This is a genomic window from Kiritimatiellia bacterium (genome assembly GCA_026417735.1).
Classification (GTDB): Bacteria; Verrucomicrobiota; Kiritimatiellia; order PWTM01; family PWTM01; genus CAACVY01.
Window position 1 is genome coordinate 115,533 of sequence record JAOACR010000021.1, and the last position, 19,885, is coordinate 135,417.

Consider the following 19,885-nt stretch of genomic DNA (forward strand, 5'->3'; position numbering starts at 1 on the left):
TCGTGCGGTGACGTGAACGGGTTGCGTGGTGAGCAGCAGGACCGCCGGCGCTGGGCTGGCATCGCGGCGGGGGCGGTGGTGATTGCGGCGACCGGTCTGGTGCTCAGCCGCTGCGACAACTCGCCCCATCCGCCAGAGGAGGAGGGGACGGCGACGCTCTACTTCGCGGTGGGCGCTCCGTTCAATAAACTGGATCCGGCCACGTCATATTACTCCCACGAGGCCGAGGTGGTGGACAACGTTTACGAGCCCCCCTTTGAGTACCATCACCTGCGTCGGCCTTACCAGCTGCAGCCGCTGGCGGCGGCGGAGATGCCGTCGCCGGTGTTTCGTGCTGCGGACGGTCGCGTGTTGGAGGGGGACCCGCCGCCGGAGGATGTGGCGCGCGTCGAGTACACGATTCGAATCCGGCCCGGCATGTTTTATGCGGACCACCCCTGTTTTGCGACGAACGCGGCGGGAGAGCCCATGTATCGCGGCGTCAGGGCGCGCGACGTCCGGCGCTGGCGAACCCCCTGCGACTTTCCCGTCCTGGGCACCCGGGAGGTGGTGGCCGCCGACTATGTGCGGGGCTTGCGACGGCTCGCCGACCCCCGGCTACCGTGCCCCGTCTACGCAACGTTCAAACGCGCAATTCTCGGCTTCGGAGAGTACAGCGATGCGCTTGCCCGTGAGCTGGCTGCGGAGCGGGCGCGGCGAGCGGCGGAGGGTGCTGGCGAGGACGAGGACCGCCGTCCGATCGTGCTGGACTATCTCGCAACACCGTGCGCCGGCATTGAAGTGATTGACCGGTACACGTTCCGCCTCGTGCTCGCCCGCAAATATCCTCAGATTCTGTACTGGCTCGCGATGCACTTTGCCGCACCGATTCCGGAGGAGGCGCTGCGCTTTTATGCGGAGCCCGCGATCGCCGCCCGTCAGATGGATTTGAACCGGTGGCCGGTTGGTAGCGGTCCGTTTTTTGTGCGGCACTGTGACCCCGACCGCCGCATTGTGCTGCAGCGGAACCCGAGATATCGGGGAGGGGTCTACCCTTCGGACGGTGCACCCGGTGATCGTGAAGCGGGACTGCTCGACGATGCGGGCCGGCCGATTCCGTTTTTGGACCGTGTCGCGATTGTGGTGGAACGGGAGTCGATTCCGGCGTGGAACAAGTTTCTGCAGGGGTATTACGACTACACCTATGTGACGCCGGAGGTCTTCGAGCAGACGATTCAAATGTCAGGCTCGGGCGAGGCGATCCTGTCGGACCGCATGCGGGCTCGTGGAATCCGACTGCATTCGTCGGTCGCGGCGGCGATCTACTGGGTGGGATTCAACATGGCGGACCCGGTCATCGGCGGGCTGAACGAGCGCGCGGCGGCGCTGCGGCGCGCGATCTCGACGGCGCTAGACTACAACGAGTATCTCGACATCTTTTTCAACGGTCAGGGGCGGTCGGCGCAAGGGCCGATACCGCCGGGCATTTTCGGCGCGCTGGAGGGGGAGGCCGGCGTAAACCGTTGGACGGACCGGTGGGATCCGGTCGGGCGACGGCCGGTGAGGCGGCCGATTGAGGAGGCACGGCAGTGGATGGCACAAGCGGGCTGGCCCGACGGCCGGGGGCCGGACGGCCGTCCGTTGGTGCTCCATTTGGATCACGCGCTGGCGGGGGAACCGTCGTTCGTGGCGGTGTTCGAATGGATGCGGGGGCGGCTGCGGCAGCTCGGGGTTGAGCTGCGCGAACGGGGGACGGATCTGTCGCGGTATCGCGACAAGCTCGAGCGCGGTCACTTCCAGCTCTTCCGGCAGGGGTGGTTCGCCGACTATCCGGATCCCGAAAATTTTCTATTTCTGTTCTACGGGCCGAATGCGAAACTGCGTTCCGGTGGTGCGAATATCTGCAATTACGAAAATCCCGAATATGACCGACTGTTCGAGCGGATGGAGGGAATGCGGGACGGGCCGGAGCGCGCGGCGATGGTCTCGAACATGGTGGAGATTCTGCGCCGGGATGCGCCGATGTGCTGGGGGTTTCACCCGACGTTTTATGTGCTGAGCCATTCGTGGCACCGCAACGGGAAGCCTCGGGAGATGACACACAACACGCTGAAATATCAACGGGTGGACGCCGCGGAGCGTGCCCGGCGGCGGCGAGAATGGAACCGGCCGGTGGTCGCACCGGTGCTCGCGTTGGAGGCGGCCGCGCTGGCGATCGCGGCGATGTTGATCCGACGGCGGCCTCCCGGAGCGGAGACGGCAGGATGCTGAGATACCTCGTGCGACGGTTCGCGTACGCGGTGCCGATCTTGATCGGCGTGAACCTGCTTACGTTTGCGTTATTTTTCGGCGTGCATTCCCCCGACAGCATCGCCCGCACGATTCTGGGCGACAAGCAGGTGGACGCGGAGATGATCGCACGGTGGAAACGCGAGCGCGGCTACGACCTGCCCAGGTTCTGGAATTCCGCCGAGCGGGGGATCCGGCGGATCAGCCGGACGATTTTCTGGCAGACGAGCGTCCCGCTGTTGCGGCTCCAGCTCGGACGTTCAGACATTGACCGCCACTCGATCGGCGAGGCGGTGCTGGCGCGTATGAGCCCCTCGCTGGCGATTACGCTCCCGATGTTCCTGATCTCGCTGGTGGTGACCATCGCTGTGGCGATGCTGGCCGCGTTTCATCGCGGGACCGCCTTCGACGCGGTGGTGCTGGTCGGATGCGTGGTGCTGATGTCGGTGTCGACGTTGTTCTACATCATCGGAGGCCAGTTTTTGTTCGCGCGCGTACTGAAGTGGTTTCCATTTTCCGGTTACGTGGCCGGTCCGGGGGCGTTGAGGTTTTTGTGGATGCCGGTGCTGATCGGGGTGCTGGCGGGGCTCGGCGGCCAGATTCGGTTTGACCGCACCGTGTTCCTGGAGGAGATCCACCGGGACTACATTCGCACAGCACGGGCGAAGGGGTTGGGAGAGGGGGCAGTGCTGTTCCGGCACGCGCTGAAGAATGCGATGATTCCGATTCTCACATCCGTGGTGGTGACGATTCCGTTTCTCATCATGGGCAACCTGCTGCTGGAAAACTTCTTCGGCATCCCCGGCCTCGGCAGCTACGTGATGGACGCGATCCAGCGCCAGGATTTCGCGGTGGTGCGGGCGATGGTGTACGTGGGGTCGCTGCTGTACATCGCGGGGCTGTTGATGGTGGACATCGCCTACGTGCTGGTGGATCCGCGGGTTCGGCTGAGCTGAGCCGGAGGCGGCGGTGGTCTATTGGTTCGATAATCTGGTGGTTGCCGCGCTCGTGCTGGGGGGCGTGGCGGCGGGTCGCGCGGTGCGTCGGTCTCCGCAGTGGCGACAGGCGATCGCGGAGGTCGCCCGGCGACGCGCTGCGCGCATTTCTGCGCGGATTGTGGCGGTGTACGCGTTGATTGCGCTGCTTGATAGCGTGGGATGGCATCCGCCGGCCCGAGATGCGTCCGGCGCGGTGCTGCGCGATGCGGCCGGGCGCACGGTACGGGATGCGCGGGGGCTGACGCTGCTGGATGTGCTGCTCACGCCCTGGCGCACCGCGCGCGAGAAGACATACTCTGCGCCATTCGCAACGCGGCAGTTCACGGCGGAGTTTGTGCGCGGCGTGGACGGCGCACTGGTGCGAACGCACCCTCCGCTGCGGTACCCGCGCAGGCACCCCCTGGGCACGGACCGGATCGGCGAGGACGTGTTTTACCAGGCGCTGAAGGGCGTGCGCACTGGCATGCTGCTGGGGGTGTTCACCACCCTGATTGTGGTGCCGTTCGCGCTGCTCTTCGGCCTGCTGGCCGGCTATTACGGGGGGTGGGTGGACGATGTGGTGCAGTACGTCTACACGGTGCTGGCCTCGATCCCTGCGGTGCTGTTGGTGATGGCGTTCATGGTGCTGTTCGGTCGCGGGCTTACGCAGTTGTGCGTGATTCTCGGGGTGACCACCTGGACGGGGCTCTGCCGGGTGCTGCGCGGCGAAACGATGAAACTCCGCGAGAGCGATTTTGTCGCCGCGGCGCGGGCGATGTCGGCCTCGTCCGCCAGAATCCTGTGGCGCCACATCGTGCCCAACGTGATGCATCTGGTTCTGATCACGACGGTACTCGGCTTTTCGGGACGGGTGCTCTCCGAGGCGGCGCTCACGTACATGGGGATCGGTGTGGGGGTGGACACCTACTCGTGGGGCCGAATGATCAACGACGCTCGGCTCGAACTGGCGCGGGATCCGGTGATCTGGTGGAAGCTGGCGGCCGCGTTTGCGGCGATGGTGGGCCTGGTGCTGCCAGCGAACGTGTTGGGGGACGCGCTGCGCGACGCGCTGGATCCCCGGCTGCGGAGCGAACCGGTGTGACCGAGGTGCTTCGATCCGCCGACGAGCGCGAGCAGATGGACGCGGCGGCGCCGGTCCTGGAGGTCGAGGATCTCGGCATCGAGTTTGCGAGCGAGCGGGGGCGCGTGCCGGTGGTCGATGGCGTGTCGTTCGGGGTCGGCCGGGGCAAGGTGCTGGCGCTCGTCGGGGAGTCGGGCTGTGGCAAATCGTTGACCGCGCTTTCGCTGCTGGGATTGCTGCCGCCGGGTGCGCGGATCTCCACTGGCGCCATCCGGTTTGAGGGGCAGGACCTCGCGCGGGCGGCACCGAGGGAACTGCGCGCGATCCGCGGCAATCGCATTGCGATGGTGTTCCAGGAGCCGATGACTGCCCTGAATCCGGTGCTGACGATCGGTGCACAGGTCGCCGAAGCGTTGCGGCTGCATCGCGGCCTTCCGCGTTCTGCCGCATGGCGCCGGGCGGCGGAGCTGCTGGCCGGCGTCGGGCTTCCGGACGCGGAACGTCGCTGCGTCGAATACCCTCATCAGCTTTCGGGCGGGCAGCGGCAACGCGTGATGATCGCGATGGCGATCGCGTGCGATCCGGTGCTGTTGATCGCGGACGAGCCGACCACGGCGCTCGATGTGACGGTTCAGGCGCAGGTGTTCGAACTGCTGCGGGAGGTCACGGTCCGGCGAGGGCGGGCGTTGCTGCTGATTACGCATGATTTGGGTGTGGTGTATGAGAACGCCGATCGGGTCGCGGTGATGTACGCGGGGCGAATTGTGGAGGAAGCGGAACGTGAAGCGCTGTTCAGCCGGCCGGCGCATCCCTACACGCAAATGCTGCTGCGCGCGGTGCCGGCCCGGGCTGCGCCCGGCGAGCGTCTTGCCGTGATCCCAGGTCAGGTTCCGCCGGTGGCGCGGTGGGCGGAAGGATGCCGGTTTGCGGACCGCTGCCCGCTGGCAATCGCGGAATGCCGCGCCCGCCGGCCCCCGTGGCGTGTGCTGAACGATGCCCACCGGGTGGCGTGCATCCGGGCTCCCTGCCGGGTGGGTGAGGCCCGAAACGGAGCTGGCGTACGTCGAAGTGCTTCGACCGCAGCGGAGCGTTTGCGCATCGAGCGCCTTTGCGTGCATTTTCCGTTGCGGCGCCGCATTGGGGGGCGGCGGTTGGTGGTGCGGGCGGTGGATGGCGTGGACCTCATCGTGCGCGCCGGCGAGACGCTTGCACTGGTAGGGGAATCGGGTTGCGGGAAGACGACGGTCGGGCGCGCAGTGGTCGGGCTGGCACCGGTCACTGCCGGCGAGATCCGGTTGGACGGGGAGCGCATGCTGGGCCAGCCGTTCCATGTGCTGAAGCCGTTGCGGCGGCGCGTTCAGATGGTGTTTCAGGACCCCGCCTCAAGTCTGGATCCCCGAATGCCGGTGGGACAGGCGATCCTCGAGGGGATGGAGATCCACCGGATCGGCCGGGATGACGCAGAGCGGCGCGAACGGGTAGCCGCGCTGCTCGAACGGGTTGGTCTGCCGGCCGCGGCGGCGAGCCGCTATCCGCACCAGTTCTCCGGTGGTCAGCGTCAGCGCATCGGCCTCGCACGCGCGCTTGCGGTGGAGCCCGAGGTGATCATCTGCGATGAAGCGACCTCCTCGCTCGACGTGAGTGTACAGGCGCAGATGTTGAACCTGTTGCGCGACCTGCAAGCCGAGCGAGGCCTTTCGTATCTGTTCATCACGCACGACCTCGCTGTGGTGCGGCATTTGGCCGATCGTGTCGCAGTCATGTACCTCGGTGAGATCGTCGAGACGGGCCCGGCCACAGAGGTGTTGGAGGCGCCGCTGCATCCCTACACCGTTGCGCTAGTCGCCGCGGTGCCGCGCATTGGGGCGGACGGGCGGCGCCGCATTGTGCTGGCGGGGGATGTGCCCTCCCCCATCGCACCACCCCCCGGCTGCCGGTTTCACCCTCGGTGCCCCCACGCAATGGCGCACTGCCGCCTGAAACCGCCGCCGTGGTTCGGTGCCAGCGGCGATCGGAGGGCGCGCTGCTGGCTCCTCGAAGCGTCTACATCTCGGCCGCCGGACGAGCCCCCGGCCGGGAACGTCACCGTTCAGGCCGCGCAATAAGCTGCGAAACGGACCGTCCCGGCGCAACCACGGCGCTCAGTCGTTCACGCCAGGAAACGAAACCAGGGGGGCAGCCGGCCGACCGTACCACTAGCGGCGAAGCGTCGGCGGTGTCCGGTCTTCCACAAACCCCTCGTTGTCTCGAAGGACCGCATTCGCCTGGTTCATCAGCTTCGCGCCGCCTTTCGCAGTGCAACGGTTGCGTTCGACCACGACCTCCGACGCCGGCTCGCCGCCCACCTGAATCGGTCCGCTGGTCACGTTCTCCGCGATTCGCACCCGGCGGATCGGATGGCGGGACTTGTTCCGGTCGGCAACGACCATGATGTTTGGCACCTGGTTACGTTCCACCACCAGGCCGTCAATTCCGCCGGTCTTGTAGATCGAGATGTAGGTGTTGCCGCGGTTCCCGATCAGCGCGCTATCCAGCACGGTCGAGTTGCAGTGGTCTTCGTGCATGAGACCTTCGCCGTCGTTGATGAGATACTTGCGGTCATACGCCCAGTTTCGGTGCACTTCGTAGTCGTTATCCTCAACCCGCCATCGCCAGCCGCGCATTTCCACCGCGCGGTTGTCGTTCGTTGAAGCGCCGGTGGTGGTTTGCCGGCCGGTGGTGGTGGGCCGCCACACGTCTCGGGCGAAGCGGATCACGTTGCCGCGGCACATCACGCCATCGCCGGCGAAGCCGACGCCCATCCGGCCGCTCAGCCAGATGTAGTTGTCCGCAATCACAAGGCCACGTCGGAAACCGTGCGGATGAGTCTGCGGTGTGCCGTCGGGTCCCTCGGCGCCCGCCCCGCCCAGCGAGAAATGGTTCACGTAGATGCCAGGACGGTTGTCGTAGTCAAAGATAACTCCGTCCACCTCGATGGTTTCGTTCTTGTGCCGCAGCCGATATCCGTTCATCGTGAAGTGCGCGTCGCTGGGAGGCAGGCGGTTGTTAGCGACGAGGACATCACCGGCGGCTTCGATCTCGATCGCGGCGGCGTGGCGGGCAGTGAAGCGCTGCCAGCCATGCTGGCCGATCGTCCGATCGGGGACCTCAGGATCGGCTGCGGCGGCATGCCGCAATATGCAGCCATAGACGAGCCGGCCGGGGCGGCTCCGGTGGCCCTCCGCCTCACGCCAGTGAACGCGGGCGTGCTCAATGTGGAGATGCACCAGACCGCAGCCGGCGCCATTCTCAGGGTTCGCAAGTTCGATGACTTTGAATGCGGAATCCGTCGGCGCCCCGTCCCCCGTGGGCTGAAAACGGTACGCTGGAAACTCTAGCCTCGTGGCCAGCCGATAGCTGCCGTCCCGTGCGTCGTTTCGCTCCGGCGGAGCGCCGCGAAGGATCACACCGTCCAGCAGCCGGATGGAATCGCGGAATCGGTAGACACCGGCCGGCAAGAACACCACTCCACCGCCGAGTTCGGCGGCTCGCCGCTGCGCGTTGTTCAGACGTTCGTCGTCGGTAGCGCCCGGCATGTCCGCGAGGTTCACCACTCGGTCCCATGGGAGACGTGCGACCCAGTCCAGCCCATACCGCGCCGCCGGGTTGTCCGACGGCACAGCCGGGGCACTCGCCTTCACGCGAGGTTGGTAGAGCAGACTCAGCGCAGCAGCGCCCTTCAGAAAACGACGACGGTGCAGCATCTCTCACCCCTGCCGCGGTGTGCGGCGAACGCAGTTCAACACGCGCGGAGCGCCTACCGGAGCCGGCGTCGCAATATGAGGAGTAGGCCGATCAGGCCGGGCACGGTGAGGGTACCCGGCTCCGGCACGACGGTCAGCGTCACGCTATTCGCATAGCCGGAGAGCGTTCCGTAGTTGATCTGGAACTGGTTCGCGCCGGCGGTGAACACCGTGCCGTCCGGCATGCCGCTGAAGGTGGAGGTGTCAATGGTTCCCCAGCCGCTGATGATCGGGAAAACCGTGAGCAGGGGCAGCGGTGTGGGCGAGATCACCGACAGCGTTGCCCCTCCGAGCGTGAGGGTTGACGTGGACTGCATCGCGAGAACGTCGTACTGACCGGCCAACGGACCGAGAATCTCCGCTTCAAAGATGGTGCCTGATGCCATGGTCACATTGCCGGTCACCGTCAGCGTTCCGGGGCTGGCACCAGGGGCCAGCGTGCTGTTCGCGTCGGCAGCCAAGAGATGGCCACCAATCAGGCCGGTCCCCTGAAGTCGACCACCGTTCACCACGGCGACCGCGGGCGACCCCGCGAGCGAACCGTCGACCTGCAACACGCCGCCGCTCACGACGGTGAAGCCGCTGTACAGACCAACGAAGTTGGTGCCCAGGATCTGGGTGCCGGCGCCCGACTTGATCAGACCCATCACACGGCCCGCCGCACCATCGGTCATCGCGCCTTCGAACTGATAGGTTCCGGAGCCGGGCGCAACCACGAGCATGCCGGTAGAGATCCCCGACCCCGCAATCCAGGCCGACACTGCACCGGCGCCTGAGAGACCGCCGATCGTGTCCATGGAGTTGGCCGTGCCGCCGGCGATCAGGCGCCCGTAGGCGTTCACGACGACGTCGTTGCCATTCGCGGCATTGAAGTGGAAGCGCGCCGCGCCACCGTTGATCCAAATGCCACCGGTGAAGGTGTTGAAGATGTTCGTGATGTTCAGTGTCTGGGAGGTTCCCATGATCACCAAGCCGGCGGTGCCGGTGATCTTCGAACGCAGGTGCGCCTGCGCCGCGGCGTTGTAAGCGCCGATATAGGCTGGCACGTTACCAAAATTCAACGTGCCGTCTCCTTGGATCGTTTGGGATGTCAGCAGCAAGCCGCCGCTGCCGATCGTCAGCGTGACACCAGGGTTCAGAGTGAGTGCCTGTCCGAGCCGAAGCGCGTAGATCGTTTTCGAGCTCGTGAGCGTCTGCGCTGAAGCGCCGATATTGACCAGGTCGGTGGGGCCGGCGGTGTTGATGTCGGTGCTGGTGTAGGTCGCCGGCACGATGCGATTGGTCACCGTCGCGCCGTACGTCACGAAATGCCCCAGCGCGTTTCCACCCTCGTAGGTTTGGATGGACGGCGGCAGCATGCCGTTGGTCACCGCCGGCCGTGCGCCGCCGGTCTGGATCGCAATCGAGTTCAGCGATGCTGACTCGCCCAACGCCGGTGACGACAGCGCGTCGGTCTCGATCAACAATGAGCTTCCCGGGTTGGGCGTCGCGAGGCTTGCCGGCGAAAGCACCACGCCGGAGCCCGAGCCGTTCTGGCGGCGCAAGAGGACATGGGCGCCGCCGACGACCGACATTGCGCCGACGACCTCGTCGATCGGACTGCTCGCAGCATTGCGGCCGTTGATCGCGAGCTGGTTGTTCGTCATCGCCAGCGGTGCGGCGTCCGGGTAGCGGTTGTTCACCGCGTTTTGGAAATTGTCCAAAAACAGCATGCCGCCGGCGGGGATCCGTGCCATCGGCGCCGTGACCGCGGTGAGCGTACCCGCGTCACCTCGTGCCGCCAGCCCCCCTCGCGGTCCCAACTTCACGTTCGCCAGAAGCGCATCGGTCAGCCCAAACTCCACGCCGAGCGTACCCCCGTCGCGGACGGTGATGCCGCTGGCGTTTGGAAACATCGCGGTCGCGTTGGTAAACCATGTTACCGTCGGCCGAGTGGTCGCCGCCACCGGCGTCACCATCCCCGTGTAGACGATGGTGACCGGCCCGAAAAACCCGCTGTTGTTACCAGCAAGCTGCAAACCCGCGTTCGCACCGGCGCCAGGGTTGCCCCAGGACATCAGCGTGAGTGGACCGCTGCCGCTGATCGCATTCGTGAAGTTGTAGCGGGTCTGGTTCGCCGTGTACTGCACGCGAATGGTCCCGCCCGCCGCGCCTACCACGACGGGGTTCGGCACGAGGTAGGCGACACTGTTGTCTGCGCCGAATGAGATGATTCCGCCACTCAGATGAACGATTGAAGTTGACACGCCGACCGACGTCGCGCGAGTGAGACGCAGCTCAGAACCGTTCGCGATCAGTGTCGCGCCGGTCCAACTCAGGCCCAAGAGCGGCTGATTCTGCATGTTGCCAAACTGCACAATGCCGCCGCTGGCATTGGTGAAACCCCCGGATGCATGTAACGAGGCGGCCGTATTGGTGAAAATATACATGCCGCTCCCGTGCGTGAACCGCAGAGTGGCCGGATTTACGGTACCTAAGATTTCTATTGTTCCCAGCCCCGCACCTGAAAACAGGACGTCGTCACCCGCCACGTATGTTGCGTCCCAACTGGTGCTGTCCGGCTGGGACCACTGCATGTCGCCGCTGCCCGTCCACGTGCGCAGCGCCGCCTGGGCCATGCCGAAGCCCGCCAGCGACAGCAGCACCGTCAATCGTCGCAGGGAGAAGCAATAGGACAAGACAGAGCGCACCTTTAGATTCATGGTTATCGCCCTCGTGCGAACATCCTGCATCACAATCTTCTTTGGCCTACGTTCGCACAGTACCACTCAGATCGCAATCCCCAAAATTAGGTAGGGAGGGAAGCGCCGCCTTTTAGCCCAACTCCGTCGTGGCGGCGCCTTCGGCGGAGACCTGGGAGGGCTGGCGGGGGGTAGGACCGATCAGGGAAACCATGGCTTGCCTGCGTTCGGGTTCATCGGAAGGGTTTGGAGTGGAGAAATCCGCCGATTCCGCCCGAAGTGTTTCCACTGCGGAAACGGAACCGGTATCGGTAGGCGATGCCGATGGCCTCGGCCGGTGAAATCGCCTGCCGACGGCTGCGGCGAGCGGTCGTTAGCGCGAAGAGCAGAATGACTGCCGCGCGTGGCGGGCGACGGAGCGGATGCTACCGCTGCAGTTACTGAGTGATTGCGCTTTTCCCTTGCGCTGGCGGGGAGCTCTGGCAAGCGCGGGGGACGGCTGGAAATGAACTCTGAGGGGCGGGCAGCGGCGGAAGATCCGGGACATCGCTCGCTCGGCCAGTGCTGCGCACCGACAGGGAACTTCAGCAAAGGCGGCCGATGAGAGCGGCGGAGGTGCCGTCAGGCGAGGGTGGCGAGATCCACAGGGTCCATGTCGTCGAAGGTCTGATTTTCGCCGCCCATGCCCCAAACGAAGCGGTAGGCACCGGTGCCGACGCCGCTGTGGATGGACCAGGCGGGGGAGACGACGGCTTCACCTTCGCGAACGACGATGTGGCGGGTGTCCTCGGGCTCGCCGAGCACGTGGAGAACCACACCATTGGCGGGCAGGTCGAAATAGCAGTACACCTCCGTGCGGCGGTCGTGGCGATGGGGAGGGAACGTGTTCCAGACGCTGCCCTCGTGGAGCTCGGTAAAGCCCATCACCAGTTGGCAACTTCGAAGCCCGCCCTCGTGAATGAACTGGTGAATCGTGCGGCGATTCGCGGTCGCGGCGGCGCCCACTTCGACGCGTCGGGCATCGGCGAGGGTGGCCTTCGCGGTCGGGTAGGCGGCGTGAGCCGGGTACGACAGCAAGAACATCCGGGCCGGCTGCTCGGCCGACTCGCTCGCGAACTCGATCTCTCGGCTCCCTCGGCCGATGTAGAGACATTCGCGGTTTGCGAGCGGAAACTCGCGTCCGTCCACGCTGACACGGCCCGGACCGCCGATGTTGATGACCCCCATCTCTCGACGCTGGCAGATGTAATCGGCGGCAAGTTCCCGGCCGACTTCGAGGCGCAGCCGCTTGGCGACGGGCATCACGCCGCCGACCAGTGCGCGGTCCGCATCGGTGTAGACCAGCTCCGCGCGGTCGCGGCGAAACAGACCGGAAATAAGGAAATGACTTCGCAGCTCTTCTGCTGTCATCCGGCGGTACCGAACCGCATCGGCGGTCCGCAGCGTTTTCATTGCAGCCCCTCCCGCGCGCGGCGGGCGAACTCCCGCACGTATTGCTCCCAGCTGTCGGGGGTTGGGAAATCGCCCTTGGACCAGCCCGCGCCCGCCGCATACACCAGCGGGCGGCCGGCCGGCACACGGACCAGCACGAGGTGATGCCCCTCGGCGCGGCGGATCTCTTCGATCTGGTCGGGCGGCGCCCATACCGCGCATGCGATGGAGCCGTTCGGCGGCGACTCCGGTTCCCAGTATGAGAGCCAGCCTTCTTCGCGGTTCCATCGCGCGCGGCCCTCGCCCGTGCGTTCGACAATCCCGATGGCCACGGTGAGGTCGCCCGGGGGGTCGGTCGAAAACCGGCTTTCGATCCGGTTGAAGTTCGATCCCAGACGCAGCGATATGCGGCGCGTTTCGGCGACGGTCCGCTCGCCCACCCGCCAGGGCGCGTAGTCCGCCTCGAACTCGACAACGTCCGGACCGTTGCGCAAAAACCGGTGGCGAACCCAGTTGTTCGCAAAATGCAGCCGGCCCTCGTGCCAGACCGCGGTGCCGCCGCAACCGCAGCTTCGCCCGACCTTGTAGAAGTCGCCCCCTTCGCCATGGTCGCGGTGGTAGTCGCCGGAGCGGTACCAGTCGTCGATCACCGGCCGACGGGTGCGTTTCACCCACACGTCAATGCCGCTGCTGAGTTCGCCGGTCGCTTCCAGCGCCGGGCCATAGATGCGGTACGCGATGCGATCGTTTTCCCACGCGATGTCGTCCTTGCGTTCGGGGACATGCCGGCCCCACGCGCGCGGTACGTCGCGCGCCGGCTGCGCGACGGGGTTGGTGGTGGCGGGCACGACAGCTGGTAGGGGGGGCTCACGGTCCGCGGTGGCGGCGCCCGGCGGCAACTCGTCCGCCGGCCGCAGTCGCCCGCCGGCGAGCCGGTACAGCTCCGTGGCCGCCAGCAAGAAGGCGCCGACGCCGTACACGTCGGAGTGTTCCGGATCGAAGCGCTTGGGGTCCGCGCCGATGGGCTGTACGTGCGCGAGGCGGCCGTCGTCGCGGACGCAGCGGACAAGGCCGGCCCACGCCCGCCAGACAACGTCCTCGTAGGCCGGGCGGGCGAGGAGGCCCTCGTTCAGTCCCCACGCGAGCGCAAACGTGAAGAAACCCGTCCCGCTGGCCTCGGGCAGCGGATAGGCCTCGGGATCCAGCAGGCTGGAACGCCACATTCCGTCGGCCGGCTGAACCGCACGGACCGCGGCGGCCATTTCGAGATACTGGCGTTCGTAGCGCGGGCGGTCGGGATAGTCCGCTGGAAGCACCTGCAGCATCCGCGCGAGGCCGGCCAGCACCCAACCGTTGCCGCGGCTCCAGAATACCTTCCGGCCGTTCGCCTCGCGCTGCGCGAAATAGCGGTCGTCGCGATAGAACAGGTGCTCTTCCCGATCGTAGAGGTAGTCGCTGGTGACCCACCAGAGGCGGTTGGCAAAATCCAGATAGCGGCGATCGCCGGTGACCAGCGCCAAACGCGCCCATGCGGGTGGCGCCATGAAGAGCGCGTCGCACCAGGACCAGCGGTCGGTTTTGTCCTTGCGCTGGAAGCTCAGATCGTCGTCCTTTGGATGAGCGATGATCCAGTCAAACCTCTCCCGCATGGGCGCAATCATCGCGGGGTTGCGGTGGAGCCGGAACAGCTCGGCGTAGGTCTGCCCGACGGCGTGGTCGTCGGCATGATAAGGACGGGGTCCGAGCTGCCATTGGTTGAACTTGCCCATCGCGAGCATCGCGTCGTGATAGCGCGCGTCGGGTGCGCTTCGGCTCAAATGCATCAGGCCCGCATAGAGGGCGGCCTTTGTCCAATCGGTCGGTGCATGACGCGATGGGGTCGCCAGCTGCCAGTCCGCGACACGCATGGCGAGCGCGCGAATCTCCTCGGGCGCCGGTGGTGCGACGGCGACGACGCCGGCGATGGTGAGGTAGAGCGGCAGAGTCGTCATTGTGAATCTCCCGAACCGCAAGAATACGCGGCGGGTGCGCCGGAGTCACGTCCGAGGCGTCTGCGGCAATTGTGCGAGACGCGCGGTGAGTTCCGCCGGGACGCAGATCGGGGGCTCGCACACGTGTCCGGCGCAGACGATCGCGGCAGCCCGGGCGCCGCCGGGCCGAAGCCGGGGCCATGCGGCTGCATCCAGCGGGGAGGGAGGAGGAGAACGGCCGTCGGTGTGGAGAACCGCCGACAGCGGCGGCGCGGCAAGGCGCGCGGCGCGCAGCAGCGCGCGCGTCGTTTCGTCCTCGGGCGGGCCTGCGATGACGACGCGAAGTGCCTCCGTCCGGGCGGCCGCAGCGGTCAGCAGCGCAGGGTGGGCCATGGGATGCGCGACAACGCGCGGGGCGGCGGCGGCGAGCAATGCGTCGAACCGTTCGCGCCATGCGTCGGCCTCGAGCATGAGCCACAGGCGCAGCAGATTACCCGCTGCCAGCGCGGTGGCGGAGGGCTGGGTGAGCTCATCGCCCTCCCCGACGGCGACCGGTGGACTGTCGGTGAGGTCGCGCACCTGATAGGTGCCGGTCGCATCATCCCAGCACCGCCGATCCATCGCCTGCTGGACGGCAACTGCGTGTTGCAGCCACGACGGTTCCTGGTCCGCTTCGTACAGGTCGAGCAGCGCGCGAACGACGGCGGCGTAGTCTTCGGGGAAGCCCGGAATGCCGGCGTGGGGTCCGCGCCAGCACCGCCAGAGACGCGGTTCGGCGGGGTCCCAGAGATGGCGCAGGATCCACTCGGCAGCGCGCCGCGCGGCCACCACGGCCGCGGGGAGGTCGAGGAGCGCTCCGACGCGGGCCAGCGCACTGATTGCCAGTCCGCTCCAGCCGGCGAGCGTGAGGTCGTCCGCGAATGGTCGCGGCCGCTGCGCGCGCCGCTCGAGCAACATTTGCCGGGCCATCTCGAGACGGCGCGCCACTTCTGAGGAGTCCATCGCATGCTCGCGGGCAAGCTGCTCGACCGTCCGCACCACATGCAGCACGTTGCGGCCGGCCAGTGGACCCTGCACCGCCCCGCGCACGTTGCCCTCTTCCCGCAGATCCCAGGCGGCGGCCGCCAGCGTGAGCAGTTCTGGCGGCAGGGTCTGGCGCACCTCTGCGAGCGTCCAGGTGTAGAAGGATCCCTCCTCGGAGTGATGCGGATCGCCCGCACGAGGGCTGTCCGCGTCGAGCGCCGCCCACAGGCGACCGTCAGGGCCGGCCAGCTCGCGGGCGATGAACAGCGCTGTTTCCTGCGCGATTTCAGCATACGTCGGATCAGCGAACTGGCGATATGCCTCGAGGTAGAGCTCCGCGATCAGCGCCTGGTCGGTGAGCATCTTTTCGAAGTGCGGCACATGCCATTGTTCGTCCACCGCATAGCGATGAAAGCCGCCTCCGAGGTGATCCCGAATTCCACCGGCAGCCATCGCACGAAGCGCATGAATCACGGCTTCCCGGCTAGCGGTGTGACCGGTGCGGCGATGGCGCTCGAGCAGGAACCGTAGTGCCGGTGCCTGCGGGAACTTGGGTGCAGTGCCGAGCCCGCCGTGCCGCAGATCGGCCAGCGCCAGCAGCTGGCGCTCCGCGGCGGCGGCGGCGGACTCCACCCAGTTGGTGACCGCGTCGCCGGGGACGGGGATTGCGGCGGATTCGCGCAGCGCACGGACCGCCTCCGCCGCGGCGGCCAGGACGCGTAGCCGGTCGGTTCGCCAGAGATCGGCCAGCGTGACCAACAGCTCGGCAAATCCAGGCTGCCCGTGTCTGGGGACCGGCGGAAAATACGTGCCGCCAAAGAACGGCTCGCGGTCGGGCGTCAGCCACACCGTTAGCGGCCAGCCGCCGGCGCCGGTCGCGATCACGACGAACCGCATGTAGGTGGCGTCCACGTCCGGCCGCTCTTCGCGGTCGACCTTCACTGGCACGTAGTAGCGGTTGATCAGTTCCGCGATGGCCGGATTTTCGAAGCACTCGTGCGACATCACGTGGCACCAGTGGCAGGCCGCGTATCCGATGGACAGCAGCATCGGGCGGTCCTGTTGACGGGCGGCCTCGAACGCTTCCTCCCCCCAAGGGTACCAATGGACCGGCTGATGCGCGTGCTGGCGGAGATAGGCGCTGGCTTCACGCGCAAGGCGGTTTTGTGGCGGATGTGGCCCGTCATTCATTGGCCGGTCTCCCGAGCGATACAGCGCATGGGACAACGTACACCGCCCTGTCGCATCTGCACGCGGGCGGCGGGTCGCCATGAAGAGGTTTGACCGTGGGATCGCGCGCCCCAGAATCCCGCCAGCCGCATCCGGCACCGCGGAGGGTCCACCATGAGCGCGCAGACGTTGTTGGGGTGGTTCAAGCCGAACGCCCGGCACTGGCCAGTCGTGGCGATGGGGGTGATTGCGTGCGCGTTCGTGAGGGCGGCGGGCGCGGCCGCGCCCGAGTCATGGGCGGATGCGGCCCGTCGCCGACCGCCGATGACGGTCGCCGAGGCCGAAGCGTTCGCAAAACGGCTGGCGAACTACGTGGTTCGCCACCACATGCGGCGCGACGACTCACCCCACCGCGGCATGGTGTACGAGTATTTCTGGGTTGAGAACGCCGGCACTCCCCGCCAGTGGATCCAGGGCGAAGCGCTCGATACGATGCACGACGGCGCATGGTTGGGTGTTGCGCTGGCGCGCGCCGCCGCAGTGACGGGCGATCGCTGGTATCGGGAGCTGCTCGTACGAGAGCTTTTGCCGTTCTACCTCCGGATGCTGAACCGATCGGACGAGTTGTTCGATCCCTCGCGCAATGACTCCGATCAGCCAGTGCCACCGGGCTGGCCGGAGCGACTGCTGCGGCCGGAGCGGGAAAAGGGATTTGTGCCCTACTGGTGGGACAATGGTGGCTCCGTTTCGCTCGAGATGCTGAATCGTCGGGATGGCGTCCGACGGCTGGTCTACCCGGGGCGGGATGAGCTGAAGGAGACCGGCAACCCGGAATGCCGGCTGAGCGGTCACTCGTTGGGCACCTCCAACCACATGGCTCAGGATCTGGCGCTGCTGCTGCTGGCCGCGTGGGAGGTGCTGGATGGAGCGGATGCGGAAGCGACGCGGTTGCGCACGGAAATCGCGGAGGCGGCTCGGCATCTGCAGGCCGGCCGTGCGCGGCGGGGATATCCGGCGATCCCGGCAGTGGTCGCCGCGTACGCGGTCGCGAATGGCGATGAGACGGCCCGCCGCCGGCTGCCCTCACTGAGCTGGGATTCTTTGAACCAGTGGCGCAGCGCCTGGCATCAGACGGTCGCCGAGCCGGTGGCCGATCGAAAGTTCCGGATACCCGGCTTCGCGGACGACGCGATGTACGAGTACTTCGTCGCGCTGGCCCGGCATGGGACGCTGCCGGAGCCTGAAGCGGTACGGCTGGTCTTCGACGCGCTGACACTGCCGCTGATGTACCGCGGCTACTGCGACGATGAACCCGCGCCGCCGGGCATCAACGTGTTTGATCTCTACCCGTTTCACTACACGAATGGGCGTCCCGAGCATCTGCGCTCGCAGCGACGGGGGCCGCACGGCCGGCCGATCCCGATCGGCTCGCGGATGGGGCCGCAAACGATGGCGCTCTGCGGCTGGGCGTTGCAGGCGATCCGTGAACGGGCGGGGTTGTGGGAGAAGGCGCGGCGAAAGCTCAGCCGCGCAGCCTATTTCCCGCCCGCGGGGGCGGTGACGGGCGAGCATGTGGTCGCCTGGGGGGGCGTCGGTGGCGCGGATGCGGTCGGGGAGGCCGAGGTCCGGCGCACGCTGGAGCGGGAGCTGGGCGGCGGATTGCGGACCTGGGAGGCCATCTTCGACGAGTTTGGATATGTTCCCACCGGCATCGGCTGCTCTTCGGTGCTGCCCGGCACGCCTTTTGACCGTTTTTCTGACACCGGGGGGTATGCGCATCTGATCCAGGCGGCGATGCAGTGGATCCGCTATTTGCGCGGCGAGCACGACTGGCGCTGAGGGGGGAATCACCCGCGTCAGCGAAAGGGTTGGAAGAGCTGGGGCGATGGGCGGCGCAACCGATCGCCGGTGCGCTTGCGAGCCGTGGGGGCGACCCGGGCAGCGGCGCCGGCGACCGCGAAGGACAGTTGCCGCGCCGGATAGTTGCCCGCGGTGCGGCGCGGGCGGGCCCACACGGCCGGCAACGGCGCCGGCTTCGGCCGCTGGGGGCGGACAGGCGTCGCCGTACAACGCCGATGCCCCGCGGCTGTCGTTGTGCGTGTGCCCGATCGCTCGGCCGGCTTGTCCAAGGGTTGGACTGCGCCGCTCTTGCGCGCTCCAATCCTTGGAGCGCCGAGCACCGCTGCGAGCGCCCGCGGGCCGTTCTCAGCCGCCGAGCTGGCCGATGATCGAAAGCATCGGCAGGAACAGCGCAATCACGATCGTGCCCACGATCACCGCCAGGCCCACGATCAGCAGCGGCTCGATGATCGAGCTCAGCGCGGCGACGGTGTTGTCCACCTCGTCGTCGTACGTGTCGGCGATGCGCATCAGCATGTCCGGCAGCTTGCCCGTTTCCTCGCCGACCTCGACCATGCCGATCACCATCGGCGGGAAGATGCGGGTCGCCTCCATCGGCGGCGCGATGTTTTCACCCTCCTTCACGCTGTCGTGGACGACCTGGATGGCGCGCGCGACCACATCGTTGCCGGCGGTGTCGCGGACGATCGTCAGGGCCTGCAAGATCGGCACGCCCGACTGCAACAACGTCCCGAGGGTGCGGGTCATGCGGCCGATCGCGGTCTTTTCCACCAGTGGCCCGAAGATCGGCATTTTCATCTTGATGGTGTCGATCGCGTACCGCCCGGCCTTGGTCTTGCCGATGAGTTTGATCAGCACCACCAGCACCACCACGCCCGCGATCACGACCGGTGCGCGCTGCGCGAGCGTCTGGCTGACGTTCATCACCATCTGCGTGAGCACCGGCAGCGCCTTGCCCTCGAGCAGGTCGTCGAAGATCTCCTTGAACTTCGGCACGATCTTCGTCATCAGGAAGAACATGATCACGGTGGCGACCAGCAGCACGACGACGGGGTAGGTCATCGCGCTGACGATCTTGTTCCGGATCTTCTGCATCTTCTCCATGAACTCGGCGAGGCGCAGCAGCACGACGTCCAGCACGCCGCCGATCTCGCCGGCCTTCACCATGTTCACGTAGAGGCGGCTGAACACTTTCGGGTGGTGCGCCATTGCGTCGGCGAGGGTGCTGCCGGACTGGATCGCCTCCCCGAGATCGGCGAGGATTTGCTTGAGCTTCGGGTGGCGTTCCTGCCGCTGCAGCACCTGCAGACCGCGCAGCAGGGGCAGACCGGCGTCGATGAGCGTCGCGAGCTGGCGGGTGACGACCATCAGTTGCCGCGGCTTCACCCGGCCGCTGAGAAAGGCCGGCAACTTGATTTCCTTCTGCAGCGTCGAAGATGGCGCACCCTTCTTTCCACGGGCGGCGGCGCGCGGCGCGGCGGCGGCCCCCTTTCCGGCGGTGACCGGGACCACCTGGGTGGGGAAGTAGCCTTGTTCTCGGATCTGCGCGAGCGCGGCGTTCTGGTTCTCCGCCTCGACGGTGCCCTTCACCTCCTTGCCGTGGGCGTCCACTCCGACGAATGCAAAGCTGGCCATGGCCGGA

Annotated in this window: 11 protein-coding genes; 5 read left to right on the forward strand and 6 right to left on the reverse strand. The window is 66.8% G+C overall.

Features of this window, described 5'->3' with window-relative positions; genetic code table 11:
• Window positions 1–12 precede the first annotated feature (12 nt).
• The 4 genes from N2652_11375 to N2652_11390 are packed head-to-tail and all read left to right on the forward strand — an operon-like array spanning window position 13 to window position 6,431.
• Window positions 13–2,250, forward strand: coding sequence for an ABC transporter substrate-binding protein (locus tag N2652_11375; protein ID MCX7819785.1), 2,238 nt, complete (start codon window positions 13–15; stop codon window positions 2,248–2,250).
• Window positions 2,244–3,224: an ABC transporter permease gene (locus N2652_11380; protein ID MCX7819786.1), complete on the forward strand. Its 981-nt coding sequence runs from the start codon at window positions 2,244–2,246 to the stop codon at window positions 3,222–3,224. The genes N2652_11375 and N2652_11380 overlap by 7 nt, the downstream gene beginning before the upstream one ends.
• Window positions 3,225–3,237: 13 nt before the next feature.
• Window positions 3,238–4,347: an ABC transporter permease gene (locus N2652_11385; GenBank protein MCX7819787.1), complete on the forward strand. Its 1,110-nt coding sequence runs from the start codon at window positions 3,238–3,240 to the stop codon at window positions 4,345–4,347.
• On the forward strand, window positions 4,344–6,431 hold the full coding sequence (locus N2652_11390; GenBank protein ID MCX7819788.1) for a dipeptide ABC transporter ATP-binding protein: 2,088 nt from the start codon (window positions 4,344–4,346) through the stop codon (window positions 6,429–6,431). The genes N2652_11385 and N2652_11390 overlap by 4 nt, the downstream gene beginning before the upstream one ends.
• Before the next feature lie 90 nt (window positions 6,432–6,521).
• On the opposite strand, the gene N2652_11395 is transcribed toward N2652_11390, so the two are convergent.
• From N2652_11395 to N2652_11415, 5 genes are all read right to left on the reverse strand, one after another.
• Entirely contained in the window at window positions 6,522–8,069 is a 1,548-nt protein-coding gene (locus N2652_11395) for a glycoside hydrolase family 55 protein (protein ID MCX7819789.1), read from the reverse strand.
• A 53-nt stretch (window positions 8,070–8,122) separates the two neighbouring features.
• Entirely contained in the window at window positions 8,123–10,810 is a 2,688-nt protein-coding gene (locus N2652_11400; protein ID MCX7819790.1) for a hypothetical protein, read from the reverse strand.
• Between the two features lie 600 nt (window positions 10,811–11,410).
• Entirely contained in the window at window positions 11,411–12,241 is an 831-nt protein-coding gene (gene kduI / locus N2652_11405) for a 5-dehydro-4-deoxy-D-glucuronate isomerase (protein ID MCX7819791.1), read from the reverse strand.
• A complete protein-coding gene (locus N2652_11410) occupies window positions 12,238–14,211 on the reverse strand; it encodes a glycoside hydrolase family 88 protein (GenBank protein ID MCX7819792.1) in 1,974 nt (657 codons plus the stop codon). The genes kduI and N2652_11410 overlap by 4 nt, the downstream gene beginning before the upstream one ends.
• A gap of 45 nt (window positions 14,212–14,256) precedes the next feature.
• On the reverse strand, window positions 14,257–16,404 hold the full coding sequence (locus tag N2652_11415; GenBank protein MCX7819793.1) for a thioredoxin domain-containing protein: 2,148 nt from the start codon (window positions 16,402–16,404) through the stop codon (window positions 14,257–14,259).
• A 153-nt stretch (window positions 16,405–16,557) separates the two neighbouring features.
• Here N2652_11415 and N2652_11420 point away from each other — a divergent pair, with 153 nt between their 5' ends.
• The gene (locus tag N2652_11420) at window positions 16,558–18,222 is read left to right on the forward strand and encodes a hypothetical protein (GenBank protein MCX7819794.1); all 1,665 of its coding nucleotides are present in this window, start codon (window positions 16,558–16,560) and stop codon (window positions 18,220–18,222) included.
• A 366-nt stretch (window positions 18,223–18,588) separates the two neighbouring features.
• Here the strand turns inward: N2652_11420 and N2652_11425 are convergent, their stop codons facing one another.
• The gene (locus N2652_11425; GenBank protein ID MCX7819795.1) at window positions 18,589–19,878 is read right to left on the reverse strand and encodes a type II secretion system F family protein; all 1,290 of its coding nucleotides are present in this window, start codon (window positions 19,876–19,878) and stop codon (window positions 18,589–18,591) included.
• Window positions 19,879–19,885 lie beyond the last annotated feature (7 nt).

Bases quoted from the DNA above. Each gene is read 5' to 3' on its own strand.
- N2652_11395 (MCX7819789.1), bottom strand. From the start codon at position 8,069: ATGCTGCACCGTCGTCGTTTTCTGAAGGGCGCTGCTGCGCTGAGTCTG.
- N2652_11420 (MCX7819794.1), top strand. From the start codon at position 16,558: ATGAGCGCGCAGACGTTGTTGGGGTGGTTCAAGCCGAACGCCCGGCAC.
- N2652_11410 (MCX7819792.1), bottom strand. From the start codon at position 14,211: ATGACGACTCTGCCGCTCTACCTCACCATCGCCGGCGTCGTCGCCGTC.
- N2652_11425 (MCX7819795.1), bottom strand. From the start codon at position 19,878: ATGGCCAGCTTTGCATTCGTCGGAGTGGACGCCCACGGCAAGGAGGTG.
- kduI (MCX7819791.1), bottom strand. From the start codon at position 12,241: ATGAAAACGCTGCGGACCGCCGATGCGGTTCGGTACCGCCGGATGACA.
- N2652_11415 (MCX7819793.1), bottom strand. From the start codon at position 16,404: ATGAATGACGGGCCACATCCGCCACAAAACCGCCTTGCGCGTGAAGCC.
- N2652_11400 (MCX7819790.1), bottom strand. From the start codon at position 10,810: ATGAATCTAAAGGTGCGCTCTGTCTTGTCCTATTGCTTCTCCCTGCGA.
- N2652_11380 (MCX7819786.1), top strand. From the start codon at position 2,244: ATGCTGAGATACCTCGTGCGACGGTTCGCGTACGCGGTGCCGATCTTG.